Annotated in this window: 14 protein-coding genes; 5 read left to right on the forward strand and 9 right to left on the reverse strand. The window is 41.6% G+C overall.

Features of this window, described 5'->3' with window-relative positions; genetic code table 11:
* Positions 1 to 14: 14 nt before the first annotated feature.
* The 3 genes from miaB to CDC33_RS03135 all read right to left on the reverse strand — a co-directional run bounded on the left by miaB (position 15) and on the right by CDC33_RS03135 (position 3,932).
* Positions 15 to 1,379 carry a tRNA (N6-isopentenyl adenosine(37)-C2)-methylthiotransferase MiaB gene (gene miaB, locus CDC33_RS03125; RefSeq protein WP_109007252.1) on the reverse strand — a complete coding sequence of 455 codons (1,365 nt, stop codon included), beginning with the start codon at positions 1,377 to 1,379 and terminating at the stop codon, positions 15 to 17.
* 395 nt (positions 1,380 to 1,774) lie between these two features.
* On the reverse strand, positions 1,775 to 2,356 hold the full coding sequence (locus CDC33_RS03130) for a Uma2 family endonuclease (RefSeq protein WP_109007253.1): 582 nt from the start codon (positions 2,354 to 2,356) through the stop codon (positions 1,775 to 1,777).
* A gap of 145 nt (positions 2,357 to 2,501) precedes the next feature.
* Positions 2,502 to 3,932: a carotenoid oxygenase family protein gene (locus tag CDC33_RS03135; RefSeq protein WP_109007254.1), complete on the reverse strand. Its 1,431-nt coding sequence runs from the start codon at positions 3,930 to 3,932 to the stop codon at positions 2,502 to 2,504.
* 256 nt (positions 3,933 to 4,188) lie between these two features.
* Between CDC33_RS03135 and CDC33_RS03140 the strand changes: the two genes are divergently transcribed.
* Positions 4,189 to 5,016 carry an IS982 family transposase gene (locus CDC33_RS03140; protein ID WP_109006873.1) on the forward strand — a complete coding sequence of 276 codons (828 nt, stop codon included), beginning with the start codon at positions 4,189 to 4,191 and terminating at the stop codon, positions 5,014 to 5,016.
* A 449-nt stretch (positions 5,017 to 5,465) separates the two neighbouring features.
* Complete coding sequence (locus CDC33_RS03150) at positions 5,466 to 5,918, forward strand: globin domain-containing protein (RefSeq protein ID WP_109007256.1); 453 nt, start codon at positions 5,466 to 5,468, stop codon at positions 5,916 to 5,918.
* 5 nt (positions 5,919 to 5,923) lie between these two features.
* Here the strand turns inward: CDC33_RS03150 and CDC33_RS03155 are convergent, their stop codons facing one another.
* The gene (locus tag CDC33_RS03155) at positions 5,924 to 6,208 is read right to left on the reverse strand and encodes a hypothetical protein (protein WP_109007257.1); all 285 of its coding nucleotides are present in this window, start codon (positions 6,206 to 6,208) and stop codon (positions 5,924 to 5,926) included.
* Positions 6,209 to 6,367: 159 nt separating this feature from the next.
* On the opposite strand from CDC33_RS03155, the gene CDC33_RS03160 reads away from it, so the two are divergent.
* The gene (locus CDC33_RS03160) at positions 6,368 to 7,138 is read left to right on the forward strand and encodes a thioesterase II family protein (protein WP_109007258.1); all 771 of its coding nucleotides are present in this window, start codon (positions 6,368 to 6,370) and stop codon (positions 7,136 to 7,138) included.
* A gap of 155 nt (positions 7,139 to 7,293) precedes the next feature.
* On the opposite strand, the gene CDC33_RS03165 is transcribed toward CDC33_RS03160, so the two are convergent.
* The gene (locus CDC33_RS03165; RefSeq protein WP_109007259.1) at positions 7,294 to 7,698 is read right to left on the reverse strand and encodes an ExbD/TolR family protein; all 405 of its coding nucleotides are present in this window, start codon (positions 7,696 to 7,698) and stop codon (positions 7,294 to 7,296) included.
* A complete protein-coding gene (locus CDC33_RS03170; protein ID WP_109007260.1) occupies positions 7,682 to 8,335 on the reverse strand; it encodes a MotA/TolQ/ExbB proton channel family protein in 654 nt (217 codons plus the stop codon). The genes CDC33_RS03165 and CDC33_RS03170 overlap by 17 nt, the downstream gene beginning before the upstream one ends.
* 334 nt (positions 8,336 to 8,669) lie before the next feature.
* Here CDC33_RS03170 and CDC33_RS03175 point away from each other — a divergent pair, with 334 nt between their 5' ends.
* Both CDC33_RS03175 and CDC33_RS03180 read left to right on the forward strand, forming a co-directional pair.
* The gene (locus CDC33_RS03175) at positions 8,670 to 10,088 is read left to right on the forward strand and encodes an energy transducer TonB (RefSeq protein WP_109007261.1); all 1,419 of its coding nucleotides are present in this window, start codon (positions 8,670 to 8,672) and stop codon (positions 10,086 to 10,088) included.
* A gap of 205 nt (positions 10,089 to 10,293) precedes the next feature.
* A complete protein-coding gene (locus CDC33_RS03180; RefSeq protein ID WP_109007262.1) occupies positions 10,294 to 10,674 on the forward strand; it encodes a cupin domain-containing protein in 381 nt (126 codons plus the stop codon).
* Between the two features lie 429 nt (positions 10,675 to 11,103).
* On the opposite strand, the gene CDC33_RS03185 is transcribed toward CDC33_RS03180, so the two are convergent.
* The 3 genes from CDC33_RS03185 to apcA form a co-directional block, all read right to left on the reverse strand.
* Positions 11,104 to 11,310, reverse strand: a complete 207-nt coding sequence (locus CDC33_RS03185; RefSeq protein WP_109007263.1) for a phycobilisome linker polypeptide — start codon at positions 11,308 to 11,310, stop codon at positions 11,104 to 11,106.
* A gap of 223 nt (positions 11,311 to 11,533) precedes the next feature.
* Positions 11,534 to 12,022: an allophycocyanin subunit beta gene (gene apcB, locus CDC33_RS03190; RefSeq protein WP_100899351.1), complete on the reverse strand. Its 489-nt coding sequence runs from the start codon at positions 12,020 to 12,022 to the stop codon at positions 11,534 to 11,536.
* 65 nt (positions 12,023 to 12,087) lie between these two features.
* Positions 12,088 to 12,573, reverse strand: coding sequence for an allophycocyanin subunit alpha (gene apcA, locus CDC33_RS03195; protein ID WP_109007264.1), 486 nt, complete (start codon positions 12,571 to 12,573; stop codon positions 12,088 to 12,090).
* Positions 12,574 to 12,876 lie beyond the last annotated feature (303 nt).

A 12,876-nucleotide genomic window follows, 5' to 3' on the forward strand; every position in this document is an offset into this window, starting at 1 on the left:
CTATGTCTATTTTCTCAGACAGATAAGGCTTGTCTCACTTCAACTGGTTCACCTGTCAAGCTAAAGGGGCGGACTTCAGTAATTTTTACCTTGACTAACTGCCCTTTCAATTGTTTGATGTCGCCACTGAAGAATGTCAAACGATTACCGTCAGTGCGTCCCATCACCTGGGTTTGATCTTTGGGATTTTGGTCTTCTACTAAAACTTCTTCAATGCGTCCAAAATAACGTTGCGATCGCTCGGCTACTTTCAAGTTTCCTAAATGATTCAGGCGTTGGAGGCGATCGCTTTTAACTTCTTCACTCAGTTGATTGTCCCACAAAGCGGCTGGTGTCCCTGGACGCGGCGAATATGCTGCTGTGTTCAACATGTCAAAGCCAATATCTTCCACCAGTTTCAAGGTATTTTCAAATTGTGCTTCTGTCTCCCCAGGAAAACCGACGATCGCATCGGCACTAATGGAAGCATCTGGCATATACTGCCGAATGGTATCGATAATCCGGCGATATTTTTCATGGGTATAACCCCGCGCCATCGCTTTTAAAAGTTCATTATCCCCAGATTGAAAGGGAATGTGGAAGTGTTTGCACACCTTTGGCAATTCAGCACAAGCCTTAATTAATCTCTCTGTAAAATAACGAGGGTGGCTAGTAGCAAATCTTAACCTTTCAATTCCTGGTACATCATGGACGTAATAAAGTAAATCTGTGAAGTTGTGCAGATGCCGACCTTCTGCTGTTGCTCCTGGTAAATCTCTGCCGTAAGCGTCAATATTTTGACCGAGTAGAGTAATTTCTTTGTAGCCTTGCCTTCCTAATTCTTCCATTTCAGCGCGGATAGCTGACGGTGTGCGAGATTGTTCGATACCGCGCACATTGGGAACTACACAGTAGGTGCAGCGTTCGTTACAGCCGTAAATTACATTTACCCAAGCTGTTACTTTACTATCCCGTCGCGGCTGCGTGATATCTTCAATAATATGAACTGACTCGGTGGCGACAACTTGATTGCCGTCGAACACTGACTCCAACAAATCTTTGAGGCGGTTGGCGTGTTGTGGCCCCATTACCAAGTCTAATTCTGGGACTCGTCGCAATAGTGCTTCACCTTCTTGCTGGGCAACACAACCTGCAACGATGAGGGTTAAATCAGGCTGCTCATGTTTGCGCTTTGCTTGTCTGCCGAGGTAAGAATATACTTTCTGTTCGGCATTATCCCGAATTGTGCAGGTATTGTAAAGAATTACATCTGCATCATTCGGATCTTCTGACCATTCAAAGCCCATGTCTTCCAAAACGCCAGCCATGCGCTCTGAGTCAGCTTTATTCATCTGACAACCGAAGGTAGTGATGTGGTAGTGGCGTTTATAAGTGGTCATGGGCAATTCTGCTTAATCAGGGTAATGTATCTAAGGTTTTTTTCTATTCTAACCCGCGTAACGCAGTGTCTCTTTTTTACTCGCTGTCTCAGCTGTAGTCTATTCATCTGTAAATCACTGTAATATCATAATCCGGTTAATCAACCTGAGTAAAAATGTTTGTAGTCAGGACTGAAGTCCTGCTTTTGTTCGCGTAACCCTCTTTACGAGACGCTATGCGTAGCAAGATCCCCAAAGGGGTACACTACAAACTAACATTTTTATTATGGGAATTTTCGCCTAGAGTTAGATAAATTTAAATGCAGTTTTTTGCAACTTTATATATATAATAATAGACTTATCAGTGATAAATGCTGATATTTTCGCTGTCGCTTAGTTAACCAGTTAAAGTGAGGTTATTCTTTAGCCTCAAAGTCAACTTTATCATAAATATCTGATAGAGGAATTTGAAATTGAATAGAGGATAGTGTTAAAATACTACTCTCTTCTTCATATTCTGAGAAAATCCATTTTTTTTCGTCAGTTTTAGAATACTGTTCTACATGATTTTTGTACTGATCAATCAGAACATATTCTTGAAAACCAGGGATAGTGCGATAAGCTGCAAATTTTTCATCTATGTCATAGCTTCTGGTAGATTTGGATAGCACTTCACAAATCACTAAGGGATTAGTAATTGTATCTTTACGTCCTTCAGAAAATTCTAATGAACCTGCAACAACCATGACATCAGGATATGTATGAATTCGCTTTTTGGGAATCCATAGACGTTGATCAGTGATGAATACTCGATAAGGTTGCCGCTTCAAAGCAAAATTGAGGGCTGCATAAAAATTACCAGCTATTTGGTTGTGATTTGGTGTTCCGCCTGTCATGGGTATAATTTGACCATCTATATATTCATGACGATAGTCGGAAATGATTTCTAGTTCTAGGTATTCTGTGGGAGAATAGTCGCGTTTTTCTTGTAGTTGCATAGGGCAAGATTTTTTGGTATTTTTGATTTTGCATTGACCGGATGCAAAAAATTTATGTCCGATCAATGCTATTCGTTTTTACTGTAGCGTTGTTTTTTAACGCACCAGGTAGCTAAGGGAAACGCAGAGGAACGCAAAGGGGTTATTAGGCTGGGTTCCAGGTGCCGTGGAAGCTGTGGGGGATGACGCTGGGTAATCCTAGTTTGCAAACGGGTTCGGCATCCAAGCGATCGCTATCAAATACCCAAACTTCGCTATTATGAGAATTAGCATCGTAGACAACGGTTAGTACCCAACCTTGTGCAGGGTTTTGGGTGTCTTGGGCGGGGATGGGTTCTGAAGGATAACGGTTTTCTCCTAAGTCTGCTTCGGTGAGGGTTTCGGTTTTGTTATCGAAGCGGGCGATCGCATTTACTACTTCTTGGCTAATATCTGTTCCTGAACGGAATGTTGACATATATGTGTAGCGTGAAGCTTGTCCTACGTTTTGCTGTGGTACATTCGGAAATTCGCAGTGTCCGTTGAATAGTTGCTGAATTGACGTAACTTTACCAGTTTGGGGATGCAGATGAACTCGCGTTAGTGTACTTTTTGCTGGGGTGTGAGTCTCACCTGTAGCTACTTCCTTGAGATATTGGTTAGTTTGAAAATCTTCATAACGGGCGATATCCACAATTACTGAGCCGTTAGCATCTAAATAACCGTTAGCAAAATGCCATTGAAACCAAGGTTCGGTTTCTCCACGACTCACTACAGATAAGGTTTCTCGATCAATAACTAAAATCTGAGTTCCTAATCTAGGTTGCCACTCTAGGGAATCACTATAGTTGTTTATTCCTATTAGCAGGGGTAAGACATTCAACCGCACTGGCGGAATGAAAAATACAAGATACTGCCCTGCTAAAACAAAATCATGCACTAATGGTACACCATCTAGCTGATATGCGGCTTGTTGGATAATCCGGCCAGTCGAATCGCTTTTGTAAATATTAAGTGTCGCATTTTGTCTAGGGCTGATGCCAAAGTTAAAAATCTCCCCTGTTTGCTTGTCACGCTTATAATGTGCGGAATAGTTTAATCCTTTGCTTAATCCGCCTAAATCATCTTCGCCCCAAGTTTCTAAAGTTTGTAAATCCAGGGCGTGGGGTTTACCGCCTTCCCATAGTGCCAAAAGTTTATCTGGAAGTGCTAGCACTGAGGTGTTAGCAGCATTTTTTATGGGCTTTTGCCATTGATTCCAAATTGGCCCTGGTGCAGTCATGCCATAATTGCCGTAGAGTAATTTACCTGCTGCGGCTTCTTCTTGATAGCCAGAGGTTTGCACGTACCGATAAACCCCGGTTGCACCTGCATCGGTAAAATTTACAGCCAGAATTGCTCCATCTCCATCAAACCAGTGTCCCATGCAAATGCCACCGCGTTCTAGCCGTGCGGGGCCATTGCGGTAAAGTGTGCCACGCAAGCCATCTGGAATTTTGCCAGAGATAATTGGCAGTTGGGTAGGGGAGAATTCTTTTGCAGATGCAATCGCACCTGCCCAAGCTTTTTTAGTTGACTTTCTCTCAACAGTATGCATTTTAAAGGTTTGCTTGATAAATTATCGATGTACATAGTTGCATTCTTACATTTTTATCTTTGTTGCAATTTTTTAACAATGCCTCTGGCTGTAGATGTATAGAGGCTTTGACATGATATTAATTGTTATATAGGATTACTATTTGATTTTTGAACGAAATTAAGTAACCCAAGTTGCTAGTTACTCTTATGGGCGATCGCTTTGGGACAGTAAAGCAATAAAATGCCCTCCAAGAAGAGAAAATTAGGAGGGCTAAATGCTAAACGAAATAATTTCCATATATGCTATCATAGACGACCTGTTAAAGGCGATTGGGCATAATGAAGATTGTCGTCGAGAGATGAATGACGCAGAAATTATTACAACGGCAATAACATCGGCGATGTTCTTTAATGGTAATCATAGTAAGGCTTGTACCTATATGAAAGAACATAAGTTGATATCTAATATGTTAGAAAAGTCACGATTTAACCGGAGATTACACAGTGTCTCAATGTTAATCAACGACTTGTTTCATCAAGTGGGAATGGCACTGAAGGAAATTAGTGATTCCACTGAATATCTTTTAGACTCGTTCCCAGTGCCCATCTGCGATAACATCCGTATCTTTAATGTAAAAATAATACAGTCGGCGCAGTATAGAGGTTACATCGCATCGAAAAAACGATATTTTTACGGGGTTCGAGTTCAGTTATTAACAACCAAAAATGGTATTCCTGTCGAATTTGTGTTTATGCCTGGTAGTGCCAACGATGTACGTGCTTTAAATGCCTTACCCTTGAATCTACCACCTGGTAGTGAAATTTATGGTGATTCAGCTTACACCGACTACACGATTGAGGATGACTTGGAACAAACAAGTCACATTTCTTTAAAAGTCATGAGGAAAAAGAACTCCAAGCGTCAAGACCAGCCTTGGAATCAATATATTAAACAACATACTCGGCATTATATCGAAACTGTGTTTAGTAGTATCACTTGTGTTTTTCCAAAATCAATACATGCAGTCACTTATCAAGGGTTTTTACTTAAGCTACAAGCATTCATTTTTTCTTTTACTCTTCAACAAGCTTTTATTGAATAAGTAATTTATACAACTAATAGGCATTTAAGTAGCTGAATGCTGGCAACAATGGCATCGGCACGTTGGCGCTAGGCACCAACTTTGTTGTACGCGATCGCATGAATTGAGTGATAACAAGTGCATATCAGTCGATAACCAGCAACTTGGGTTAAGTATTGTAGAGTGTGTTAGAACGGAGTTCGTAACGCACTATTATCAAGGGTTTGATGCCGTACTCTCTGTGCTAACACATCCTACGTATATTTTCTCCAAATCAAACCGGATTCCTATAGCAATTTTAAAAATGATTGCGACAGATGGACAGAGAAAACCTAGATACACTGAGCGGTTTCCAATCCAAAATCTAAAATTCAAAATCCAAAATGGTATTAACTGAGCTAGCTCATGGTAACCAATAGGAATAACCACTAAATTGAAGTCAATCAACATTCCAAGTGGTTCAAAATACTATGATTAGCCAACAAACAATAGATATCGTCAAATCTACAGCACCTGTCTTGAAAAAGAACGGTCAGCAAATTACAACTCGGATGTATGAAATTATGTTTCAAAACCATCCAGAAATTAGAGAGCAATTTGATATGTCTGCTCAAGCAAATGGTTCTCAGCCTGCGAGGTTGGCTACAGCAGTTTATGGCTATGCTGCCCAAATTGATAATTTGCCTGCTTTAAAATCGATGGTTGAAAAAATTGCTCATCGTCATGTGCAGACTCATGTTACACCAGAGCAATATCCTATTGTTGGAGAAAGTTTACTGCAAGCGATGAAAGATGTTTTAGGGGAAGCAGCTACAGAAGAAGTAATGGCAGCTTGGACTGAAGCTTATCAGGCATTGTCTCAGGTGTTTATCAACAGAGAACATGAGATATACAGCGATTCTCAATTGTGTGAAGTATGCTAAAAAATTTAACCTCTAGCCCTTTCTCGACAGTTATCAAGATAATCAGCTTTGTTTATATTGTTAACTGTTGAGCGGCTTTTGTCTAAAACGTCTTGCGGTTTAGTATTTACATCACGGTAGTATCTAAATACAATCTCCTGCAACTCAATTGCATTGACCTGCAACTCAATTGCATCGACCTGCAACTCAATTGCATTGACGTGCAACTCAATTGCATTGGCTTGCAACTCAATTGCATTGGCTTGCAACTCAATTGCATCGACATGCAACTCAATTGCATTGAGCTGCAACTCAATTGCATCGACCTCCTTCCCAAAGGATTTGGAAAATCGGAACTGCTAAACCGCTAACGGGTTGTGCTGCTAAAGATTCGATTACTGTCATAAGATTATCAGTTAATATACTTAAAAATTAAAGCAAAGTTGTATTATCCAACTCTAAGCTCTATTATGACAACTACACCAAGCTTCAATTCCTGGGTTATCTGTCCCCAACCAAATCCTAAAGCCAACTTGCGTTTATTCTGCTTCCCCTACGCTGGTGGGAACTCGGCGATTTTTCGCACATGGCCTAATAATCTTCCTAGTAATGTCGAAGTCTGTGCTGTGGAATATCCGGGACGGGGAAGACAGATTAAGTTAGCACCCTTAACGCGATTAGAATCTCTTGTTGAAGCGATCGCTCCAGTTTTGTTACCATACTTAGACAAACCATTCGCCTTCTTCGGTCACAGTATGGGCGGATTAGTTAGCTTCGAGTTGACCCGTTTACTTCGCTCTCACTATAGTCTTACTCCCTTTCACCTCTTCATATCTGCTCGTCGCGCCCCGCAAATCCCGCCCACAAAACCACCCCTCCACATCCTATCAGACCCTGATTTGCTCAATGAGCTACGTAGTCTTAATGGTACACCCAAAGCAGTACTAGAAAGCCAGGAACTGATGCAGATGTTCCTCCCCATTTTGCGGGCAGATTTTGCCGTTTTAGAAACTTATATTTACACTCAAAAACAGCCTCTGGAGTGTCCGATTACTGTTATTGGTGGTTTGCAAGACCAAGAAGTTAATCATGAGGCATTGCAAGCATGGCGAGAGCAGACGATCGCAGCTTTCTCATTACATGAGTTCAACAGTGACCACTTTTTTATCCATTCACAACAAGAATTATTATTAAAACTTATATCTCAAGAATTGCAGATGCGTCAGCGCAGCTTGTACTAGTACAGCGCGGTTTGAAACAAGCAAAAGCCTTGATATACAAAATTCTTGACTTTTGACTTCCGCCTTGCGCTACTAGTCATCATACAAAAAAGAGTTAGGAGTCAGAATATAGAATTTTCCTGACTCACTGAACTTCTGATGTACAATATTGAGACTTATTGTTTTTGGGTAGCGATCGCTAACTTTGCCCCTTCAACTTGACGTACCCGATCCATCACCGCTACTACCCGACCATAATCAACTTTTTCATCAGCATTAATAATTACTAACACTTCTGGGTTAGAACCAACTAGAGTACGTATTTGCTTTGTCAAATCATCAATCGCAACTGGTTTACGGTTTAGGCTTACCTGTTCTTTTTCATCTACCGTAATTGTAATTTTAGTGGGAACTTGCTGTTGTTTCGCTGTGGTAGCCTTGGGTAAATTTACTGGTAAACCTTCTGAACGCGTTAAAAACAGAGTTGACATGATAAAAAATGTCAAAATTGCAAATATCACGTCAATCATCGGCACGATGTTGATCTGTAATGGAAGTTCTGGTTCATCTGGTAGACGCATAGGTTTTTTCTCCTCGTTCATAACGACGGCGGTAAAGTAATTCTAGCTGTCCCCCATACTCTTGAATTAATGCAATTTGCCGTTGGTACAGTCCTCGAAAGGTATTGGCAAACAAGAGTGTAAAGATAGCAACGATCAATCCTGATGCGGTTGATACCAAAGCTTCACTAATCCCAGATGTAACACCAGTTGTTTTAGTACCTCCCACATCACCAAGGTTTAGGGAGGCAAAAGAAGCTATTAATCCTAACACAGTGCCGAGAAGACCCAACAGTGGGGCTAGCCCGATAATTGTCTCGAAAATGTTTTGGAAGCGTTTGAGTACAGGTATCTCAGCTTGAGCTTCGCTTTCTAATGCCAAACGAAATTCTTCTGGATTTGGTTCTTCCAATTCTAAAGCAGCAAGAAAAATACGTGCCAGTGGTAAATCTGCGTTTTTCTGAAGTTTATCCATTGCACCGACAACATTATCGAGTCGGTAGAGATTCAAAACATCCCGCACCACACGGCTTTGACGCTGATTTATCCGTACCCAAAATCTGATCCGCTCGATGATCAGTGCCCCACCCAATATCGAAAACGCCAACAGGGGCCACATGACCACACCGCCTGCTGCAAACAAATTTTGAATTCCCATGTAGTGCCTCTATAACCTCATCCACAATACAAAATCAGACTACCAGAATCTAGATAAAAGCTGAAAGTTTTTCTCAATAAAATATAATGATAATTTTTTCAAATTTAATACTCATGATTTTTATTTACTTATCCGTTTGTTTTACATAAAATAATTTAATTTGATTGAAACAAAAATTAATTTTGTCCAAAAGCCCTGATATTGGCGGTTTGAAAAGATGTTTTGCTAGTGCAGGATTCTATAACGTAATCGCAAGTAATTTTAATTTTTTACTTGATATTTGTAACATTGCATTCTAAAATAGCTAAATTAGTGAGAATAGGTAGCAATAGCTATGAGCTTTTCTGGCATTACTGTCGAGCAACGTTCCAAAGAAGTTGAGGCTCTCAAGTCTTTTCTGACTTACAGTCTGATAGGTTCACTGGCGCTGCATATCGGCGTACTGTCCTCAGGCATAGGTAATTATTTGACGAGAGTGCCTAAAGAAGATGATGATGCGATAGAGTTAGCGATCGTTGATTCTCCGGCTGCGGAACCAGAAAAACCGCTTGAAAAAATTCCAGAAGAACCCAAGAAATTACCAGAAGTTGTTCAAAAACAGTCTATAGAAACTCCGCCAGTACAAAAAACAGTACAAGAATTTATTGAAAGACCGAAAATTCAACCAGTTGAACAACCAAAACAAACTACTCAAATTCAGCCAGTTGAGCAACCAAAACAAACTACTCAAAATCCACAGCCAACAAATACGCAAATTGCTCCCAAGCCATTCGTCCCTGTGACAACTGTTGCTCCTCAAGGTGGCGGTGGCGGCTCTGGTGTTGGTTTAGGCTCAGGTAGTGGTATTGCTGTAGGTACAAGTAGTGGTACTGGCACTGGCGGAGGAACTGGTACTGGCACTGGTGGAGGTACTGGCACTGGCACTGGCGGAGGAACTGGCACTGGAATTGGTCGTGGTACAGGCAGTAGTATAGGCAATGAACCAACAAACCGTCCGCCAGTAGCAACAGCGCCAACAGCACCAACACCTCCAAAAATTACTCCAAAAATTAATAGTTCAGGTAATGCTAACGGTCGTGCAGCCTGCCGCGAATGTAGTGCCAAGTATCCAGAGGCAGCAAGACGGCGAGGAGTTGAAGGCAGAGTAGAAGTAGCCGTCGATACTGATGCACAAGGTAATGTTACCAATGTACGGGTTGCTCGTTCCAGTGGAAACCGTGACTTGGATGAAGAAACCATGAGACAAGCGCGTAACTGGAAATTAAAACCCGCAGAAGGTGGTAGACAAGGGGTATCTATAGCTACTGAATTTGCCATAAAAGGTTCACGCCGATCGCGTCAAGTTCAAGAACGGCAAGCACGAAGACAAGCAGAAGAAAAAACTCGGCAGACAACGGCTGCAAACTCCACACAGGAAACTCCAGGACGTAGGCGCAGAGAGTTGCCACCTTCATCTAATGGATCTACAGTCAGAAAACCAGCAATATCTGGATTTAGTCGGCGACTGGAACCTCAAAGAGAGGAAAGTCTTCCTACAAACTCATCATCTGGAGCTACGACAACTCGTACTCAAGGAAGCAGTATCCAACGTGAGCAAAGGGCTACCGATTCATCACAAAAGCCACAATCAACCACAAATCGGCGGCGGCGGCGAGATAACACTAGCCAGAACAAGTTGCGGGATTCTTTGCGCCGTTTACGCCAACAACCTCAATCGCTTCAATCACAACCTGCTGCTCCCAGTCAAGAGTAGCTACGGTGTATGCTAACTTACTTTTATCTATCACCTTGCAAAGCCAGCTCGATCTTCTTCCAAAGAAAGAGGTAGAAAGAGGTTAGTCGAACTCAACTTAATCTAAATCCGTAGATGGACGCAGATGGACGCAGATAATTTTGATAATTAATTATCTGTGTTCATCTATATTTTTTTAATTAGTTATGAATGAAGAAGGTGAGTGATGCAGCCTAAAGTTATTTTTGGGAATGCTGCTAGCGAAGGTGCAAATCGCTGGGGTTGGTTTATGGGTTACTTCATCACCCCAGATGATGATCCTCGCTCAACCACAGCACTAGAAATAAAGTGGGGTGTCCATAAAGCAGGAGACAGTAGAACTGAGTGGGGAGTAAATGATACAGCCGCGACTCTTTCGATTTTGATTAATGGCCAATTTTGCCTTCAGTTTGAGGATCGCGAGATGATTCTATCTCGTGAGGGTGATTATGTGCTGTGGTCTGCGGGTGTGCCACATTGTTGGGTTGCTCAGTCTGACTGTACTATTCTGACGGTGAGATGGCCTTCAACACCAGGTGATAGTGTAGCAGTGCGATCGCCACAATAATAAAAATAATAATTTTCAACCCACATTCCGCACTTCTTCGGAATAAAGGAGTAACTATCTATTTTTATAGAAACAACTGAAAGCTTTCTTGGCTACAACCTAAATAACGTTTTGTGCTATACGAATTTTCATGTTAACGAACTTTGGGGGTTTAAGTCCCCAGCAAGATAGGCAGCACGTTTTGTGTCGGGGTCTAAATCCCCGTCACAAAACGTAATTGCGAATTGCGTTAGCGCAGCGTTAGCGAGGAACGAGCGTCATTGCGAATTGCGAATTGGTTTAACAAGTTCCTGCTTTCTATCTGTAGTTCTACTTGTAAGTCATCCTAAATATTTATTTATGCACTGATTTTCAAAAATCCTAGCCACAAAAAAGAGGTCTTTTTTGACCCCTTACCAATTCTCTAAAATAATGTTTTATCTACAGCAATTAAATCAAGCCAGTATTAGCGCCTTGCTTACCAGTTGCTAGTTCCACCTTGATGATTGTGCCACCTGCTTTTTGAATGCGTTGCTGTTCGCGGAACCAATTCTCATAAGGAACTAGCTTAGTGAAGTAAGTATTTTGGAGTTCGCGTTGGGTACGAATTCTGGTTTGGCTAGGAACTAGAGCGGTGATTTTAAAGAAACGGGCCATGTTTTGAAAATCTCCTGTAAAATTTGTGAAAACTTTTTTTATCTCAAAATCTTGAGTGCAAATCTTTTAATCATTCAAAGGCTGGAAATCAAACATCAATACTAGACCACCAACACTCATCACTGATAATTTACCAAGATAAGCAATATAACGTTCTAGCACTCACGGTTGATTTCCAGACCTTAATAAAGTCGCAGCTAAATTCTTAAGCGCAAACTAATTCTTAGCTTAAGCCAGAAGAGATATAGTCTAAGTAAACACCCATTTCTTTACCAGCATCAGAACCAACCAAACTAGCGGTTACTTCCTTGATTGCTTGGATAGCTTGCACGGTAGCACCAACGGGAACTCCTAAAGAGTTGTAGGTTTCCTTCAAGCCATTTAATACACGCTCATCCAAAATGGAAGGATCGCCAGCTAACATAGCGTAGGTGGCATAGCGGAGGTAGTAGTCCAAATCACGGATGCAAGCAGCATAGCGGCGGGTGGTATACATGTTGCCGCCGGGACGAGTGATGTCAGAGTATAGCAAAGATTTTGCTACAGCTTCTTTAACGATCGCAGCAGCGTTAGCACTGATGGTGCTAGCAGCCCGGACTCGCAGTTCGCCAGTTGCGAAGTAGCCTTTTAGCTTTTGTAAAGCAGAAGAGTCTAGGTATTTACCTTGAACGTCTGCGGAGTTAATTACAGCAGTAATTGCGTCTTGAGCCATGTTGTTAATTCCTTATTTCCAACCGTATTGCAATACTTGTGTTTCGGCAGAGAAACAGCATCACCCTATAGCAGGGCACCAACTAAGTAGTCGAAGTAAGTACCAGCTTCAGCAGCATCATCACCAGACAGCAATGTAGTAGCTACATTTTTCAGTCCACGGATACCTTCAGCAACACCATCAATAGGAGTTCCCAAGGACTTGTACAGTTCACGGGCACCGATAACACCAATTTCTTCGATGGGGGTAACATCACCAGCAACGATACCGTAGGTAACGAGGCGGAGGTAATAATCTAGGTCACGCAGACAAGTAGCAGTCAATTCTTGACCGTAAGCGTTACCACCAGGAGACACAACATCAGGGCGCTTTTGGAACAGTTGATCGCCAGCTTGCTTAACCAGGCGCTCACGATTCTCTGTCAAAACTTGAGCAATCCGCACACGGCGCTCACCAGTAGCAACAAAGGATTTGATCCGATCCAATTCACCAGGGCTGAGGTAGCGAGCTTCTGCATCAGCATTCACGATAGCTTTCGTGACGATACTCATTAATGGATTCCTCCAAATACGAATGAAACCAGGATTTGATTAAACTAGTGCGACTTTAAATTCGGTTCACTGAGTTTCTTTTCTCGTTCTTTTAGATACAACAGTTTAATAACTGTTACGGCTAATAAATTACGAGTTTTCTTGAGTCAACACTAGTAAACAAGCTTTGAAACTCAGTTACCTTCCGCAAAACATTTTCCGGCATTCTGTTGAGCATTTATTACTGCTCTTAACACTTTGTAATATTCTTTTTCAGAATTTCGAGTTTTAGCCTTAATCTGAGAGCAATATTACGAAAGGTTA

Origin of the sequence: Nostoc commune NIES-4072, from assembly GCF_003113895.1 — a bacterium.
Lineage (GTDB): Bacteria > Cyanobacteriota > Cyanobacteriia > Cyanobacteriales > Nostocaceae > Nostoc > Nostoc commune.

Coding starts and splice junctions, on each gene's coding strand:
- CDC33_RS03130 (WP_109007253.1), bottom strand. CDS start 2,356: ATGCAACTACAAGAAAAACGCGACTATTCTCCCACAGAATACCTAGAA.
- CDC33_RS03135 (WP_109007254.1), bottom strand. CDS start 3,932: ATGCATACTGTTGAGAGAAAGTCAACTAAAAAAGCTTGGGCAGGTGCG.
- miaB (WP_109007252.1), bottom strand. CDS start 1,379: ATGACCACTTATAAACGCCACTACCACATCACTACCTTCGGTTGTCAG.
- CDC33_RS03170 (WP_109007260.1), bottom strand. CDS start 8,335: ATGGGAATTCAAAATTTGTTTGCAGCAGGCGGTGTGGTCATGTGGCCC.
- CDC33_RS03160 (WP_109007258.1), top strand. CDS start 6,368: ATGACAACTACACCAAGCTTCAATTCCTGGGTTATCTGTCCCCAACCA.
- CDC33_RS03140 (WP_109006873.1), top strand. CDS start 4,189: ATGCTAAACGAAATAATTTCCATATATGCTATCATAGACGACCTGTTA.
- CDC33_RS03180 (WP_109007262.1), top strand. CDS start 10,294: ATGCAGCCTAAAGTTATTTTTGGGAATGCTGCTAGCGAAGGTGCAAAT.
- CDC33_RS03165 (WP_109007259.1), bottom strand. CDS start 7,698: ATGCGTCTACCAGATGAACCAGAACTTCCATTACAGATCAACATCGTG.
- apcA (WP_109007264.1), bottom strand. CDS start 12,573: ATGAGTATCGTCACGAAAGCTATCGTGAATGCTGATGCAGAAGCTCGC.
- CDC33_RS03175 (WP_109007261.1), top strand. CDS start 8,670: ATGAGCTTTTCTGGCATTACTGTCGAGCAACGTTCCAAAGAAGTTGAG.
- apcB (WP_100899351.1), bottom strand. CDS start 12,022: ATGGCTCAAGACGCAATTACTGCTGTAATTAACTCCGCAGACGTTCAA.
- CDC33_RS03185 (WP_109007263.1), bottom strand. CDS start 11,310: ATGGCCCGTTTCTTTAAAATCACCGCTCTAGTTCCTAGCCAAACCAGA.
- CDC33_RS03150 (WP_109007256.1), top strand. CDS start 5,466: ATGATTAGCCAACAAACAATAGATATCGTCAAATCTACAGCACCTGTC.